Source organism: Bacillus sp. CPT56D-587-MTF (assembly GCF_058792335.1).
Map to the genome: position 1 here is coordinate 1,503,115 of NZ_JBYTEF010000001.1, position 15,624 is coordinate 1,518,738.

Consider the following 15,624-nt stretch of genomic DNA (forward strand, 5'->3'; position numbering starts at 1 on the left):
TATGAAAACATATTATGAAAAAGATGCAAATGTAGAGTTATTACAAGGAAAAACTGTTGCAGTAGTTGGTTATGGATCACAAGGTCATGCGCAAGCACAAAATTTACGTGATTCTGGTGTAGAGGTTGTAGTTGGTGTTCGTCCTGGTAAGTCGTATGAAGTAGCGAAAGCGGATGGATTTGAAGTAATGTCTGTTTCAGAAGCGGTTCGAACCGCACAAGTTGTACAAATGTTATTGCCAGATGAACAGCAAGCTCATGTGTATAAAGCAGAGGTAGAAGAGAATCTTCGTGAAGGACAAATGTTACTTTTCTCACATGGATTTAACATTCACTTCGGACAAATTAATCCGCCAAGTTACGTAGATGTAGCGATGGTCGCGCCAAAAAGCCCAGGTCATCTCGTTCGCCGTGTATTTCAAGAAGGAAATGGTGTTCCAGCATTAGTCGCAGTGCATCAAGATGCGACGGGAACAGCGCTACATGTAGCACTGGCGTATGCAAAAGGTGTAGGGTGTACACGTGCGGGGGTAATTGAAACGACATTCCAAGAAGAAACCGAAACGGATTTATTCGGTGAGCAAGCTGTACTTTGCGGCGGGGTAACTGCACTTGTGAAGGCCGGGTTCGAAACGTTAACGGAAGGTGGATATCGTCCTGAAATTGCATACTTTGAATGTTTGCATGAATTAAAGCTAATTGTTGACTTAATGTACGAAGGTGGATTAACGACTATGCGCCATTCTATTTCAGATACGGCAGAGTTTGGAGATTATGTAACAGGATCGAGAATTGTTACAGGTGAAACGAAGAAGGAAATGAAGCGTGTTCTGACAGAAATTCAGCAAGGTGAATTTGCGAAGAAATGGATTTTAGAAAATCAAGCAGGGCGTCCGACGTATAACGCAATGAAAAAAGCAGAACAAAATCATCAATTAGAAAAAGTGGGAGCAGAGCTTCGTGAAATGATGAGCTGGATTCATGCACCGAAAGAATTAGTAAAGAAATAGAGTAAGAGAGTATAAATGAAAAATATGTAAGAGGGGATTTGACAAGATGAGAAGTGACATGATTAAAAAAGGTTTTGATAAAGCACCGCACCGTAGTTTATTAAAAGCAACTGGTTTGAAAGATGAAGATTTTGATAAACCTTTCATAGCGATTTGTAATTCTTTTATTGAAATTATTCCAGGGCATAAACACTTGAACGAGTTTGGGAAACTTGTAAAAGAGGCAGTTCGCGCGGCAGGTATGGTACCATTCGAATTCAATACAATTGGAGTTGACGATGGTATTGCGATGGGACATATCGGTATGCGTTATTCTCTTCCGAGTCGTGAAATTATTGCAGATTCAGTAGAAACGGTTGTAAATGCACACTGGTTTGACGGCATGATTTGTATCCCAAACTGTGACAAAATTACACCAGGTATGATGATGGCTGCACTACGTATTAATATTCCGACTGTGTTTGTTTCAGGCGGCCCGATGGCGGCTGGAAAAACGTCAAAAGGAGAAGTTGTTGATTTAAGCTCTGTTTTTGAAGGGGTAGGAGCTTATCAATCTGGGAAAATTTCAGAAGAAGAATTAAAAGATATTGAAGATCATGGCTGTCCATCTTGTGGCTCTTGTTCGGGTATGTTTACCGCGAACTCTATGAATTGTTTATGTGAAGTATTAGGTTTAGCTCTTCCTGGTAACGGGAGTATTTTAGCAATTGATCCAAGACGTGAAGAGTTAATTAAACAAGCAGCAGAGAAATTGAAAATTTTAATTGAAAGAGATATTAAGCCGCGTGATATTGTAACAGAAGAAGCAATTGACGATGCTTTTGCACTTGATATGGCGATGGGTGGATCAACGAATACAGTATTACATACGCTAGCACTCGCACAAGAGGCAGGACTAGATTATGATATGAACCGTATTGATGCAGTTTCAAGACGTGTACCTCATTTATGTAAAGTAAGTCCAGCCTCAAATTGGCATATGGAAGATATTGATCGTGCGGGCGGGATTAGTGCAATTTTGAAAGAGATGAGCCGGAAAGAAGGAGTACTTCATCTTGATCGAATAACTGCTACTGGGCAAACATTAAGAGAAAATATCGCTGAGGCAGAGATTAAAGATAAGGAGGTTATTCACTCTCTCGAAAACCCTCATAGTGAAGAGGGGGGCTTACGTATATTAAAAGGAAATCTTGCTAAAGATGGAGCGGTTATTAAAAGCGGTGCAACAGAGGTAAAGCGTTTTGAAGGGCCTTGCGTTATTTTTAATTCACAAGATGAGGCACTTGCGGGCATTATGCTTGGGAAAGTGAAAAAAGGAGATGTAGTTGTCATTCGTTATGAAGGACCAAGAGGTGGCCCTGGTATGCCAGAAATGTTAGCCCCAACATCAGCAATTGCTGGAATGGGATTAGGTGCTGAGGTTGCATTATTAACAGATGGACGTTTTTCTGGAGCTTCACGTGGAATTTCAGTAGGACATATTTCACCAGAAGCAGCAGCGGGCGGGATGATTGCACTTCTTGAACAAGGGGATATTGTATGTATTGATGTTGAAGAACGCTTGCTAGAAGTAAGGGTGAGTGATGAGGAATTAGAAAAGCGTAAAAAAGAATGGAAACGACCAGAACCAAAAGTGAAAACTGGCTGGCTTGGACGTTATGCACAAATGGTAACATCGGCGAATACAGGGGCTGTTCTGAAAATCCCACATTTTGATTGAGCCAATTTAAAAGAGATAAGGATGATATATAATGGTGCAAAAGGTAAAGGAGAGAGTGAAAATTGAAGATATCTTAATGGCCCATAATTGCATGAAAGATATCGTTATTAAAACACCGTTACAACGTGATACAGTTTTATCTGAGAAATATGATTGTGACGTTTATGTAAAACGAGAAGACTTACAATTAATTCGCTCTTTCAAAATTCGTGGTGCATACAATTTGATTCAAAGTTTACCGAAAGAAAAGTTACAAAACGGTGTTGTTTGTGCAAGTGCTGGTAATCATGCGCAAGGAGTTGCTTACACGTGTAATTTATTGAAGATTCCGTCAAAAATATTTATGCCCACAACAACACCGAAACAAAAAGTATCACAAGTACAATTTTTCGGTGGTGATTTTGCAGAGATTGTATTAGTTGGTGATACATTCGATAGCTCTTTCCAAGAAGCACAGTGTTATTGTGAAGAAAATAGAATGACATTTGTTCATCCGTTTGATGATCCGTATGTAGTTGCTGGTCAAGGGACAGTGGCAGTTGAAATTATGCATGATATGGAGAAACCGGTTGATTATATCTTTACAGCAATTGGCGGTGGTGGATTAGCATCAGGAGTTGGTACATATGTAAAAGGTGTTAGTCCTACTACAAAGGTTATTGGTGTAGAGCCAATGGGAGCTGCATCTATGAAAGAGGCTTTTCTTCAAAATGAAAATGTAGCATTGGAGAAAATAGATAGCTTTGTTGATGGGGCAGCTGTTAAAAAAGTAGGAAAGTTAACATTTGAAACTTGTAAAGATGTAATTGACGATATTATTTTAGTACCAGAGGGGAAAGTTTGTACGACGATTTTAGAACTGTATAAGAAAAATGCGATTGTAGCTGAACCGGCTGGTGCACTCTCTATTGCAGCGCTTGATTTATATAGAGATGAAATAAAAGGTAAAACAGTTGTATGTACGCTAAGTGGTGGAAATAATGATATTGATAGAATGCAAGAAATGAAAGAGCGTTCGCTCATTTATGAAGGACTGAAACATTACTTTATCATTGAATTTCCGCAGCGTTCAGGTGCGCTAAGAGAATTTCTTGATAAAGGATTAGGACCAGAAGATGACATTACGCGCTTTGAGTATATTAAGAAACATAATAAAGAAAATGGTCCAGCATTAGTCGGCGTAGAATTAAAACATAAAGAAGATTATGAGCAATTAATTACTCGCTTTAAAGAAAATAATATTCAATTTATGGAACTTAATAAAAACCCTGTTTTGTTTGATTTGCTTATTTAATAGAAGGAAAGAGTTAGAATGTAAATAAAAAAGATAGATACAAGCGAGGGAATATAGTGCTTGTTCTATCTTTTTTATAGTTAAACTAGGTACTCATTAAATTCAAGAAGAATAAAGCTAGCTAACCAAAAGAGTATCGCAATACGAATGATTACATACATTGTAAATTCAAAAGGAGTAAGATTTCTCTCTCGCTTTATTTTTTTAAATAGTCTCACAGAATAAAAGGAACATAAAAGCAGGATTGCTATAGACATTTTATAGATGTTTTCTAAGAGGTTTATATTTTCTAATAACTCTTTTAGCATGTTTATCACCTATTCTGTAAAGTATATTACAGAGAAATAGATCTTGAGCTGTCTAGTTTCGTTTGTTTTTTATTTTCCCTGTATCATCAATTTCTACATCAGTTGAAATTGTTTGTAAATATTGAAGAGCTTTTTTCTTTTCTCCTTCATTTACAGGGGAAACTTGGTTGTTGCGAATGATATAAGGATTGAATGACATTTGGACATCCTTTCCTTTAAAAGTTAAAGTTAATACGCCAGTTTCAGCGCTTTTCCCATTCACATAACTCGGGAATAAAAAGTTACCTAATGAGTAAGCGATAGGAACTTTATTATAATACTCAAACCCTTGTAACCAATGTGGATGGCTCCCGACAATTGCGTTAGCTCCTGCTTCAACCATTTTAGGTACATATTGCTTTTGGTATTCTACCGGACGATTTGATTTTTCAACGCCCCAATGCATATAGACGATTAAATAGTCTGCATCTTTCTTTTGTTCTTTAATTGTTTTTGTTACAAGATTTAAATCATAGCCATTCGCAACGCCAGGTTTATTCTCACCAGCTACCCAATTAGAATCAGGCATAAATCGAACGAAGGAAAGAAATTTAAACTTTTTCCCTTTTACGGTCATTTCTCGTGCTGTATATGCATCTTTCGCATTTTTTCCGGCTCCAATGTAAGGGAACTTTAATTTTTCTACGTGAGAAATCGTATCTAATAATCCATCTTGCCCATAATCAAGTGTGTGGTTATTCCCAATATTTACGATGTCATATCCAGTGTTTTTAATAGCTTGTAGTGTAGATGGATCACTTTTAATCCAAAACAGTTGCCCAGGTGCTTTCTTTTCTTTCGTTGTAAATGCCGACTCTAAATTCACAAAAGAAATATCAGCTTTTTTTATTTCTTCTTTTACATGTTGGAATGGGTAATCAGCCCCATTCTTTTCGATTATAGGACGTAATTGCCAATCAAACATTGTATCACCAGAGAAGGTGAGTGTGATTTCTTGGTCTTCTATTTTCTTTTCGCTTTTTGAAGCGGTTTTACTAGATTTGTTTTGCAAATCGGGTTTGTCTTTTGCTTTTGAAATAAAAGAGTAATTGATTAATAAAACAATCGGTGTAATGAAAAAGGCTATTAACAAAAATCGTTTTAGTAAAGTTTTCATATATACCTTCCCTTTTAATATTATCCCGCAATTAAATTAACACTGAATCTATTAAAGGTAATTAAAGTTACAAAAAATAGCGGGTTATGTAGTGGAAAACATTTGTTAATATTCTCAATATTAAGTTAACATATAGATAACCTGTAAATCAATGTATAAACCAAAATATAGAAATAAAGAATTCGAAGGGTGAAGAATGAGAAATGGTTATATTAGGAGCAGTTGTAAATGGAATTTGTATTATATTTGGTACTTTACTTGGTAAATTATTTAGTAGGATTCCAGAAAGTATGAAAGGGACGATAATGCACGCAATCGGTTTAGCGGTTACTGTGCTTGGGCTTCAAATGGCATTAAAAAGTGAAAACTTTCTTGTTGTCATACTGAGTTTAGTGATTGGTACGGTAATTGGAGAATGGTTACAATTAGAAGAAAAGTTAAAACATTTAGGGGATTGGCTAGAAAATAAAGTTGGATCGAAAGGGAAAGGTAGCATATCAGAAGGTTTTGTAACAGCTACTTTAATTTTTGCAATTGGCGCGATGGGGATACTTGGTGCACTTGACAGTGGGATTCGCGGAAATCATGATATTTTATTTACAAAGGCGATTATCGATGGATTTATTTCTATTATATTAACGACAACTCTAGGAATTGGCGTAGTATTTTCGGCAATTCCAGTTGTTTTATATGAAGGTGGTATTGCAGTTTTTGCAACACAAATTAATAGTTTTGTCCCGAAAGAATTAATGAACCAATTTATAGTGGAGATGACGGCTACGGGCGGCATTATGATATCTGCTATTGGATTGAACTTGCTTAGTATTATTAAAATCAAGGTGGCAAATTTACTTCCAGGTATATTGGTAGTGGGTGTAATTGTTTCAATTATTTATGGTTACGGTTTGTTAGTAAATTAGTAGAGGATGGAAACACATATGGAGGAATTTCAATTTACAAAACGTGTGCATAAAATATTGGAGATTGCAGCAAAAGAGAGTGAGTATAACATAATTCACCCAGTCCATCTGTTTATAGGTATGTGTAAAGAAGGTACAGGAGTTTGCGCTGAGTTATTTATGTATTTGTTTCACAAAGTCGGTCCAGATTTTTTAGAAAAACTTTCGTTACGAAAACAATTCGATTTACATAATCAAGAGTATAAAAAAATAGGGCAATATAAACTATCTTATAAGGCGATAGAAATTTTACAAATAGCGAAGAAACGTATGGAACGCTTTCAGCAAGTAGTAGTAAATGAAGGACATGTTATGTATGCATTATTTCATGTAGATACAAATATTGGTGGATTTATACATACACAAATGCAAGAAGATATATTACGTATTACAGCTGCACCGAGAGACTTAGCGGTTGATTTAAATAGTTTTAAATCTATTTATAATACATTATTTTGTCATGTAAGAAGAGTTAGTCCTTCTGATTTTGATAAGTTATCACGATTTGTAGTGGATGAATTTGGTGAACGGTGGTTACAGTCGGTTGATTATGGATTTCGGACATATAACGAAAAGTTACCTATCTATATTGCACAGCAGGAGGAAGTAATAGTTGGTTTCGCCTGTTACGATGTAGTGAGAGGAAAGAAAGGCTTGTTTGGTCCAATGGGCATAGCGAAACAAAATCGTGTGAAAGGTGTAGGAAAAGAATTATTGCATCATTGTTTATATAATATGAAGCAAGATGGATATGAATATGCGATTATTGGACAAGCAGGTCCCATTGAGTTTTACGAGAGAAATTGTAATGCTCGTTTAATACCGATAGATAATAAGTAACCAACTTCATATAGAGGAGTTGGTTTTATTATGAAAATGATGTAGAGATGTAGTGTTTTTTACTAGAAAATAGCGGGTTTTGTAGTAAATCTTGCATATAAAGCAAATTACTAAACTTTTTACAAGAAAGGGTGTAGAATGGGTATCTAAAGAAAGAAGGTGTGAAAATGGCCAGCTGGAAACGGAATTTAATGATTTGTTGGCTAGGTTGTTTTACCACTGCAGCCGGTATGAGTTTAGTAATTCCTTTCTTATCTTTTTATATTGAGGAATTAGGAGTAACTGGCACTTCAAGCATTGCACAGTGGTCGGGACTTGCATTTGGTGTAACATTTTTAATGGGTGCGATCGTATCGCCAATATGGGGAAAGCTTGGTGATATACATGGACGGAAATTGATGCTTATTCGTGCTAGCCTCGGTATGGCGATTATTATGACGCTTATGGGGTTTGTAACGGATGTGTATCAACTAGTCGCACTAAGATTTTTAATGGGAGCAGTATCTGGTTTCCTTTCAACAGCGATGACATTTATTGCAGCAGAAACTCCGAAAGAACATTCAGGTTGGGCGATTTCCACAATTTCAACTGGTGGTGTGAGCGGTTCGTTACTTGGCCCGTTACTTGGCGGTTATTTGTCTGAGTTAATTGGAATGCGTCATGTCTTTCTTGTTACGGGAGCTTTTTTATTCCTTTCCTTTCTCATCGTTTTTTTCTTCCTGCATGAAGAAAATCACTCTGCTCAAGCAAAAAAAACACAGCCGAAAAAAGTATGGACGATGGTCCCAGCGAAGCATTTAATTATTAGTTTATTTGTAACAACATTTATTATTCAACTTGCTAATATGTCAGTTCAACCAATTGTTACATTGTACGTGAAAAATTTAGTAGGTCCTCATACTGCACATATTGAAACAATTGCGGGTGCAGTTATGTCAGCGACAGGATTAGCAGTTATTTTGGCAGCACCAAGACTAGGAAGATTATCAGATCATATCGGTCCTCAAAAAACGTTAGTTGTAGCGTTATTTGCTGCAGGAATTATTTTTATCCCGCAAGCATTTGTAACGTCAGCTTGGCAACTATTAATTCTTCGATTTTTATTAGGTATCGCACAAGCAGGATTATTACCTTCCGTACAAACTCTACTAAAACAACATACACCAACCCATGTTACGGGACGAATATTTGGATATAATCAATCATTTCAGTTTTTAGGAAATATGATTGGTCCAGTGCTCGGGGGACAAATTGCAGCGCATGCAGGTTTCCAATATGTTTTCCTCTCTACATCTTCACTATTATTTATTGCGTGTATTTGGGTTTATTTTCATAATAAGAACGAAGAGGTATCAGAGAACCGACATTTGGAAGTTAGTTAACTAAGTGAATGAAAAAGAAAAAGGATGAAGCAGCATGTGCTTCATCCTTTTCTTTAAAATCGAACACAAAGATAACTTAATGTACCAAGCTCGTAACTACGGTGAATGACTTCACCGCTATTTTCACCACTTCCCATAGCGATAAATAAAGGAACAAAATGTTCTGCTCTTGGTACTGCTAATTGTGCATGAGGAGCATTTTTCTCCCAATTAAACAATGCATCTTTATCGTTATTCTGCATATGTTTAATAATCCAATCATCAAATTCAATTGCCTATTTTTCAGGTGTAGTTTGATTCCATTTCAGTGCTCGTAAATTATGAACGGTAACGCCACTCCCGATTACTAAAATATCTTCTTGTCCGAGTCCTTTAAGTGCTTCTCCAATTTCAAATTGTTCTTTTGCAGAAAGGAATGGATTGACTGATATTTGCACGACAGGAATATTTGCTTCTGGATACATGCGGTGCAGGAGTGTCCATGAACCATGATCTAAACCTCTCGTCATATTATGATGGACTGAAATACCTTTGTTCTTAAATTTTGTTTCTAAAATAGATGCAATATGAGAAGAGCCTTTCGCACGATATTTGATTTCGTATAACTCAGGGGGAAAACCTCCAAAATCATAAATTGTTTCATACTCGTTATCTGATGAGGAAATCGTTAATACTTCACTTTCCCAATGAGCAGTGAAAATAACAATTGCTTTCGGTTTATATGTTTCTCCAAGTGTTTTTAAAAATCGTGTATAGTCTGTATCTTGAATAGCGAGCATAGGCGAACCATGTGCTAAAAATAATGATGGCATCATAATAGTAGGAACCTCCTAAAAATTATATAGTTACTTTATGTAAGTAACTATATAATTTTATTTTGAATTCGTCAAGAAATTAGTTTAAAAGCAAGTCTGAAAAATACATCATTTGTCATAATGAAAGCAATTACATATAATATAAAATAAGAAAAGTGAATGAATATTCATTTTCTTAAAGCTATACATAATAGAGTTGGGGGCTGACGAAATGAATGTACAGGAAAGTTTCGTTACGGCATTGGATGGATCGGAAATTTATTTGCGTAAGTGGTTACCAGAAGGAGATCCGAGAGGAATTATTCAAATTGCACATGGCATGACAGAGCATGCAGGGGTGTATACAGAATTTGTAGATGCTTTATTGGAAGCAGGGTATGGTGTTTATGCGCATGATCATAAAGGACATGGGAAAACAGTAAAAAAAGAAGAAGATTATGGTCATTTTGAACCAAATATAGGCTGGAATCAAGTTGTATCGGATGTTATCTTTGTTTCAGAAAAGATAAAAGAAGAGCAGTCAAGTCCTTTGTTTTTACTTGGACATAGTATGGGTTCTTTTTTATCAAGACGTGCTGTACAACTTAGAGGCGAATTATATGATGGATTTCTGATTTCAGGAACAGGTGGAAATCCAGGGCTTTTAGGAGCTATTGGTCATAAAGTAGCAACAATCGAAATGAAATTGCGTGGGGCAAAAACGAAAAGTCCAATGTTAAACTTTTTATCTTTCGGAAACTTCAATTCGAACTTTAAGCCAAATCGTACAAAATTTGATTGGTTATCTTCAGATAATAATCAAGTTGATAAATATATTGCGGATCCGTTATGTGGTTTCATTTGTACGACGAGTTTTTACCGAGAATTATTTTCTGGTGTATTAGAAGTAAATAAACTAGAAGAATACAAGAAGACGCCAAAGAATCTTCCAATACATATATTCTCTGGTGATCGTGATCCTGTTGGCGATATGGGGAAAGGTGTAAAAGAAGTATATGAAAACTATAAAAAATGTGGTGTGAAAGACGTGACACTACGTTTATATGAAAATGGTAGACATGAAATGTTTCATGAAGTAAATAAGGATGAAGTATTTAAAGATTTAATTTCGTGGTTAGATGCGCATAATAAATGAGAAAGATAATCCCAAACTGTTTGTAGTTTGGGATTATTTATTATACAGAAATAGGGGCAATAAATTCTTAAATTCACTTTACTTAATAAAAAATAAAAAAATATTGTATGAGAGGAAACCTCACTTTTCTGAAGTGAGGTTTTTTGTAGTAACGAAGTAATAGTGAATAAAACTAATTTTAAAAGTAATTTAAAATTAAACTTTTTATAAAGCAACAGATGCTCGTTCATAATAGTAGTATAATAGTGAATGAGGTGTTAATAGAATGGAAGATAGAACGTTAGGTTTATTACTATATGTTGTTGGGGAACTATTTTCAGATGAAATTTCAATTGCTGTTTCGAATACGAAAGAATATATTTACTATCGGCCAAGTAAACGAATTGATTTAAAGATTAGTGTCGGGGATCCTATAAAGGAAGGAACGATTGCTCATAAAGCGATGGTGATGAATCAAAAAACATCTGAGTTTATGAATCGGGATGTTTTTGGTATTCCTTATCATGGAATGGCTGTACCATTTTCAAACAATGGAAAGCTTGAAGGGTGCGTGACGGCAATTTATCCAGCTTTAACGGATGGAAAGTCAGTTGTTACTTTAAAAACAACAGACGGCTGGATTCCGGTTCCTTTTTCAAAGGTTATGTATTTAGAGGCTAAAGATAAAAAGACGTATGTGAATTCAGAAGAGTTATCAGGAACACATAAATACTCTCTGCAAGAATTCGAATACTTGCTTCCGAAAGATTCATTTATTAGATGTCACCGTTCGTTTATTGTAAATGTTAATCATATTAAAGCGATTTATCCTGATACCCATTCTACTTTTGTACTTTCGATGGATAATGGTGAGAGAGTACCAGTTAGTCAATCATACGCTAGTTATTTCCGTAAACTTCTAGGATTCTAAATTTTTCTGCTTTAGAACCTAGATTTGCTGTTCTGTCTGAATTTTCGGCATTGTATACTAAAATCCCTATTTTGATAGTGTTAATGTGTAAAATAATTATGAATATTCAATGAGAGAGGGATTACATATGGAGAACAATTTAGATAGAATCAGAGATCAACGTCTAAAAGATCGGGTAGTTACACCTGAAGAAGCAGCTTCCTGGATTCAAAGTGGAATGACTTTAGGCTTAAGTGGGTTTACACGTGCAGGTGATGTAAAAGCAGTCCCATTTGCGCTTGTAAACCGAGTTAAGAATGATGAATCTTTTAAAGTAAATGTTTATACTGGGGCTTCTTTAGGATCGGATGTAGACAAATTATTTGCTGAGGCAGGAATTTTAGGGAAAAGATTACCTTTCCAAGCTGACGCTACTATGCGAAAAGGAATTAATAACGGAGACTTTTTATTTGTGGATCAACACTTGTCTCATACAGCAGAGTTACTCCGTGCTGACGTTCTGGATATAGATTTCGCTATTTTGGAAGCGGTTGCGATTACAGAGGACGGAATGATTATTCCAACCACTTCAATTGGAAATTCCTTAGCGTTTTCCTTAAATGCTAAGTCTATTATTATTGAAATGAATATGGCTCAATCCGCGCAATTAGAGGGGCTACATGATCTATATGAACCAGGTAAACAAGGGGAGAGGCTTCCAATTCCGCTTGTGAAAACAGATGACCGAATTGGAACAATCGGTATTCCAATTGATCCTGAAAAAGTAAAGGGAATTGTGTTTACGAATCAATTGGATTCGCCATCGACAATTGTTCCTCCGGATGAAGAAACTGTTATTATGGCACAGCATTTAATAGAATTCCTTCGAGAAGAAGTCAAAGTAGGCCGATTAACAAATCGTTTAGCGCCGTTACAATCAGGAATTGGTTCAGTGGCTAACGCCGTATTGCATGGAATGTTAGATTCAGAATTTGAAGATTTAGAAGTATATTCCGAGGTTTTACAAGATGCAGTTTTTGATCTTATGGATGCTGGAAAAGTCAATTTTGCTTCTTGTTGTTCTATCACGCTTTCTGAAGAGAAAATGCAACAAGTATTTTCTAACTTTGAAAAATATCGTGACAAATTAATGATGCGTCCACAAGAGATTTCCAATCATCCTGAAATTATTCGTCGCCTTGGATTAATCTCAATTAATACTGCATTAGAATTAGATATATACGGAAATGTTAACTCTACTCACGTTTTAGGTACAAAAATGATGAATGGTATTGGTGGGTCTGGTGATTTTGCAAGAAATGCTCGCCTAGCTATCTTTGTTACTAAATCGATTGCGAAAGGTGGTAACATTTCAAGTATCGTTCCTTTCGTTTCTCATGTAGACCATACTGAACATGATGTAGATGTTATCGTCACTGAACAGGGATATGCCGACTTAAGGGGACTTGCGCCAAGAGAAAGAGTGGAACTTATTATTGAGAATTGCGCACATCCAATGTATCGTGAACAGCTACGAGCTTATTACGAAGAAGCAAAAATAAGAGGTGGACAAACTCCTCATATTTTAGAAAAAGCTTTTTCTTGGCATACGAACTATGCTAAAAATGGAACAATGCTTGAAGCGGTAGTAGAAACTGTATAGGTTTGTATCGTACGAAATAGTAAAACGAATGAGTGAGCTTGAAGATTAAATTTTAGAAAAAGAGAACGCCAACTTTTAGGGATGGCGTTCTTTTTCTTTAAAAAAATTGTTGAAAATCGTACTGATTATAATAAAGATTTATAAAAACAATTTCTATTTTATGGAAATTAAAGGTTTTTTTGAAGTGCTTTCCGAATCAATTTAGTAGTGTACATATTGAAAGTGAGGAAAAAGAATCATGAAGATAAGAGAAGCATTATTAAGTGAAGCAAATGAATTAAGTGAACTCGCACTGCATTCAAAAGCAACGTGGAATTATAGTGAAGAATTCATACTTGCTTGTAAGGAAGATTTAACAATTACGGAAGAGTACATAAAAAATAATTTTGTATATGTTTTAGTAAACGATAATGCGAAGATTGGTTTTTTCTCATTTTTACGTAATGATAAAGCTCTCGATTTCTTGTACATTCATCCTCATTACAAAGGAAAAGGTTACGGGAAAATACTTTGGGAGTATGTAATAGAAAAAGCCAATGAACTAGGATTAAAAAGTTTTACAATTGATAGTGATCCGAATGCAAAAGGATATTACTTGAAAATGGGAGCACAGTTAATAGGAGAGACACCATCAACTGTCTTTAAGGGTCGTGTACTGCCTCTTTTGAAATATGATGTGTAAAACTATTAATAGTAGGGGAAGATTAGAATGGATGATGTAAAGGAAAAAAGAATATATGAAGCACTAATAAAATCGTGGTCGATTGAAACGAGTTCAAAGTGGACAATTGAAAACCCAGCAAAGGGACAATGTGGTGTTACAGCTCTTGTCGTTCAAGACATATACGGAGGAGAAATTAAAAAGACAAAAGTAAGAGAGGTATGGCACTTTTATAACTTTATAGATGGGCAGAGATTTGATTTTACAGAGACTCAATTCAATGGGAAATTGAATTATATGGATGAAAAGTCAAATCGGGAAGAAGCATTTGCAGATACAAATGAAAAGCAATATAACATTTTGAAGGGAAAAATAACGAAAGAATTAAAATTATCTTTTGACTCTTAATCTTTAATAAGTTACTATAATGGTGGTAACTTATTAAAGGGAACTTCATAGAGTTGAAAGGGGAAATACTTTTGAAAACAACTTATGTAAACGCTACAATTGTAACGATGAATGAACAAAACGAAGTGATAGAAAATGGATATATCATTGTAGAAAATGATCAAATTATAGATGTAAAGAGCGGAGAATTCGCTAATGATTTTGAAGTAGATGAAGTAATTGATATGAAAGGAAAGTGGGTTTTACCAGGGCTTATAAACACACATACACACGTTGTAATGAGTCTCTTAAGAGGTATTGGCGATGATATGTTATTACAACCATGGCTGGAGACGAGAATTTGGCCACTTGAAAGTCAGTTTACTCCAGAGCTTGCGGTTGCTAGTACGGAATTAGGATTACTTGAAATGGTGAAAAGTGGTACAACATCATTTTCTGACATGTTTAATCCAATTGGAGTAGATCAAGATGCAATTATGGAAACGGTATCAAGGAGTGGAATGCGAGCTGCTGTTTCAAGAACTTTATTTAGCTTCGGAACGAAAGAGGATGAAAAGAAAGCAATTGAAGAAGCTGAGAAATATGTGAAGCGTTACTATAAAGAAAATGGCATGTTAACTACGATGGTTGCACCGCATAGTCCATATACATGTTCTACAGAACTGTTAGAAGAATGCGCACGTATTGCAGTAGAAAATCAAACGATGGTCCATATTCATCTTTCGGAAACAGAGCGTGAAGTACGTGATATTGAAGCACAATATGGAAAACGTCCAGTAGAATATGCAGCGAGCTGCGGATTGTTTAAACGCCCAACAGTTATTGCACACGGTGTAGTATTAAATGACGATGAGCGTGCATTTTTAGCAGAAAATGACGTTCGAGTAGCACATAACCCAAATAGTAATTTAAAACTAGGTTCTGGTATAGCGAATGTAAAAGCGATGCTAGAAGCAGGAATAAAAGTAGGAATTGCAACAGATAGTGTTGCGTCTAACAATAATTTAGACATGTTTGAAGAAATGCGCATAGCGACTTTATTACAAAAAGGTATTCACCAAGATGCAACAGCATTACCAGTTGAAACAGCTCTTTCTCTTGCGACAAAAGGAGCTGCGGAAGTAATCGGGATGAAACAAACAGGGTCACTAGAAGCTGGTAAGTGTGCTGATTTTATTACGATTGACCCGTCTAACAAGCCGCATCTACAACCAGCAGATGAAGTGTTATCACACCTTGTATATGCTGCGAGTGGTAAAGATATAAGCGATGTAATTATTAACGGAAAACGTGTCGTTTGGAATGGCGAATGTAAAACGTTAGATGAAGAGCGTATTATATTTGAAGCACGTCGTTATAAACGAGGTCTGCAAAGATAGATAATT

The 15,624-nt window shown here is 35.8% G+C and carries 14 protein-coding genes and 1 pseudogene; 12 read left to right on the forward strand and 3 right to left on the reverse strand.

Annotated features, from left to right (window positions below; translation table 11 throughout):
* Position 1 precedes the first annotated feature (1 nt).
* From AC3WVZ_RS07880 to ilvA, 3 genes are read left to right on the forward strand one after another with little or no spacing between them, the layout of a single operon-like run.
* Entirely contained in the window at positions 2–1,009 is a 1,008-nt protein-coding gene (locus AC3WVZ_RS07880; RefSeq protein ID WP_139846993.1) for a ketol-acid reductoisomerase, read from the forward strand.
* A gap of 46 nt (positions 1,010–1,055) precedes the next feature.
* A complete protein-coding gene (gene ilvD, locus AC3WVZ_RS07885) occupies positions 1,056–2,729 on the forward strand; it encodes a dihydroxy-acid dehydratase (RefSeq protein ID WP_001255814.1) in 1,674 nt (557 codons plus the stop codon).
* Positions 2,730–2,760: 31 nt separating this feature from the next.
* The gene (gene ilvA, locus AC3WVZ_RS07890) at positions 2,761–4,023 is read left to right on the forward strand and encodes a threonine ammonia-lyase IlvA (protein ID WP_000250327.1); all 1,263 of its coding nucleotides are present in this window, start codon (positions 2,761–2,763) and stop codon (positions 4,021–4,023) included.
* 80 nt (positions 4,024–4,103) lie between these two features.
* Here ilvA and AC3WVZ_RS07895 read toward each other — a convergent pair whose 3' ends face one another.
* A complete protein-coding gene (locus AC3WVZ_RS07895; protein WP_000910604.1) occupies positions 4,104–4,331 on the reverse strand; it encodes a hypothetical protein in 228 nt (75 codons plus the stop codon).
* A 52-nt stretch (positions 4,332–4,383) separates the two neighbouring features.
* Positions 4,384–5,487 (reverse strand): CapA family protein, encoded by a 1,104-nt coding sequence (locus tag AC3WVZ_RS07900; RefSeq protein ID WP_000854536.1) that lies wholly within the window; start codon positions 5,485–5,487, stop codon positions 4,384–4,386.
* A gap of 203 nt (positions 5,488–5,690) precedes the next feature.
* Between AC3WVZ_RS07900 and AC3WVZ_RS07905 the strand changes: the two genes are divergently transcribed.
* The 3 genes from AC3WVZ_RS07905 to AC3WVZ_RS07915 all read left to right on the forward strand — a co-directional run bounded on the left by AC3WVZ_RS07905 (position 5,691) and on the right by AC3WVZ_RS07915 (position 8,668).
* On the forward strand, positions 5,691–6,407 hold the full coding sequence (locus AC3WVZ_RS07905; protein ID WP_000236030.1) for a DUF554 domain-containing protein: 717 nt from the start codon (positions 5,691–5,693) through the stop codon (positions 6,405–6,407).
* 18 nt (positions 6,408–6,425) lie between these two features.
* Positions 6,426–7,286 carry a GNAT family N-acetyltransferase gene (locus AC3WVZ_RS07910; RefSeq protein ID WP_000390853.1) on the forward strand — a complete coding sequence of 287 codons (861 nt, stop codon included), beginning with the start codon at positions 6,426–6,428 and terminating at the stop codon, positions 7,284–7,286.
* 167 nt (positions 7,287–7,453) lie between these two features.
* On the forward strand, positions 7,454–8,668 hold the full coding sequence (locus tag AC3WVZ_RS07915) for a multidrug efflux MFS transporter (protein WP_000179304.1): 1,215 nt from the start codon (positions 7,454–7,456) through the stop codon (positions 8,666–8,668).
* Positions 8,669–8,721: 53 nt separating this feature from the next.
* On the opposite strand, the pseudogene AC3WVZ_RS07920 reads toward AC3WVZ_RS07915, so the two are convergent.
* Positions 8,722–9,483, reverse strand: a pseudogene (locus tag AC3WVZ_RS07920) (DODA-type extradiol aromatic ring-opening family dioxygenase).
* A gap of 211 nt (positions 9,484–9,694) precedes the next feature.
* Between AC3WVZ_RS07920 and AC3WVZ_RS07925 the strand changes: the two are divergent.
* From AC3WVZ_RS07925 to AC3WVZ_RS07950, 6 genes are all read left to right on the forward strand, one after another.
* Entirely contained in the window at positions 9,695–10,618 is a 924-nt protein-coding gene (locus tag AC3WVZ_RS07925; protein WP_001102581.1) for an alpha/beta hydrolase, read from the forward strand.
* A 265-nt stretch (positions 10,619–10,883) separates the two neighbouring features.
* The gene (locus AC3WVZ_RS07930) at positions 10,884–11,528 is read left to right on the forward strand and encodes a LytTR family DNA-binding domain-containing protein (protein WP_233936249.1); all 645 of its coding nucleotides are present in this window, start codon (positions 10,884–10,886) and stop codon (positions 11,526–11,528) included.
* A 127-nt stretch (positions 11,529–11,655) separates the two neighbouring features.
* Entirely contained in the window at positions 11,656–13,170 is a 1,515-nt protein-coding gene (gene scpC, locus AC3WVZ_RS07935; RefSeq protein WP_000429812.1) for a succinyl-CoA:acetate CoA-transferase ScpC, read from the forward strand.
* A 238-nt stretch (positions 13,171–13,408) separates the two neighbouring features.
* Complete coding sequence (locus tag AC3WVZ_RS07940; RefSeq protein WP_000701899.1) at positions 13,409–13,852, forward strand: GNAT family N-acetyltransferase; 444 nt, start codon at positions 13,409–13,411, stop codon at positions 13,850–13,852.
* 27 nt (positions 13,853–13,879) lie between these two features.
* Positions 13,880–14,239, forward strand: coding sequence for a YunG family protein (locus AC3WVZ_RS07945; protein ID WP_000342907.1), 360 nt, complete (start codon positions 13,880–13,882; stop codon positions 14,237–14,239).
* Between the two features lie 53 nt (positions 14,240–14,292).
* Positions 14,293–15,618, forward strand: coding sequence for a bifunctional S-methyl-5'-thioadenosine deaminase/S-adenosylhomocysteine deaminase (locus tag AC3WVZ_RS07950; RefSeq protein WP_233936250.1), 1,326 nt, complete (start codon positions 14,293–14,295; stop codon positions 15,616–15,618).
* The last annotated feature ends 6 nt before the right edge of the window (positions 15,619–15,624 follow it).

Coding starts and splice junctions, on each gene's coding strand:
- AC3WVZ_RS07880 (WP_139846993.1), top strand. CDS start 2: ATGAAAACATATTATGAAAAAGATGCAAATGTAGAGTTATTACAAGGA.
- ilvD (WP_001255814.1), top strand. CDS start 1,056: ATGAGAAGTGACATGATTAAAAAAGGTTTTGATAAAGCACCGCACCGT.
- ilvA (WP_000250327.1), top strand. CDS start 2,761: ATGGTGCAAAAGGTAAAGGAGAGAGTGAAAATTGAAGATATCTTAATG.
- AC3WVZ_RS07895 (WP_000910604.1), bottom strand. CDS start 4,331: ATGCTAAAAGAGTTATTAGAAAATATAAACCTCTTAGAAAACATCTAT.
- AC3WVZ_RS07900 (WP_000854536.1), bottom strand. CDS start 5,487: ATGAAAACTTTACTAAAACGATTTTTGTTAATAGCCTTTTTCATTACA.
- AC3WVZ_RS07905 (WP_000236030.1), top strand. CDS start 5,691: ATGGTTATATTAGGAGCAGTTGTAAATGGAATTTGTATTATATTTGGT.
- AC3WVZ_RS07910 (WP_000390853.1), top strand. CDS start 6,426: ATGGAGGAATTTCAATTTACAAAACGTGTGCATAAAATATTGGAGATT.
- AC3WVZ_RS07915 (WP_000179304.1), top strand. CDS start 7,454: ATGGCCAGCTGGAAACGGAATTTAATGATTTGTTGGCTAGGTTGTTTT.
- AC3WVZ_RS07925 (WP_001102581.1), top strand. CDS start 9,695: ATGAATGTACAGGAAAGTTTCGTTACGGCATTGGATGGATCGGAAATT.
- AC3WVZ_RS07930 (WP_233936249.1), top strand. CDS start 10,884: ATGGAAGATAGAACGTTAGGTTTATTACTATATGTTGTTGGGGAACTA.
- scpC (WP_000429812.1), top strand. CDS start 11,656: ATGGAGAACAATTTAGATAGAATCAGAGATCAACGTCTAAAAGATCGG.
- AC3WVZ_RS07940 (WP_000701899.1), top strand. CDS start 13,409: ATGAAGATAAGAGAAGCATTATTAAGTGAAGCAAATGAATTAAGTGAA.
- AC3WVZ_RS07945 (WP_000342907.1), top strand. CDS start 13,880: ATGGATGATGTAAAGGAAAAAAGAATATATGAAGCACTAATAAAATCG.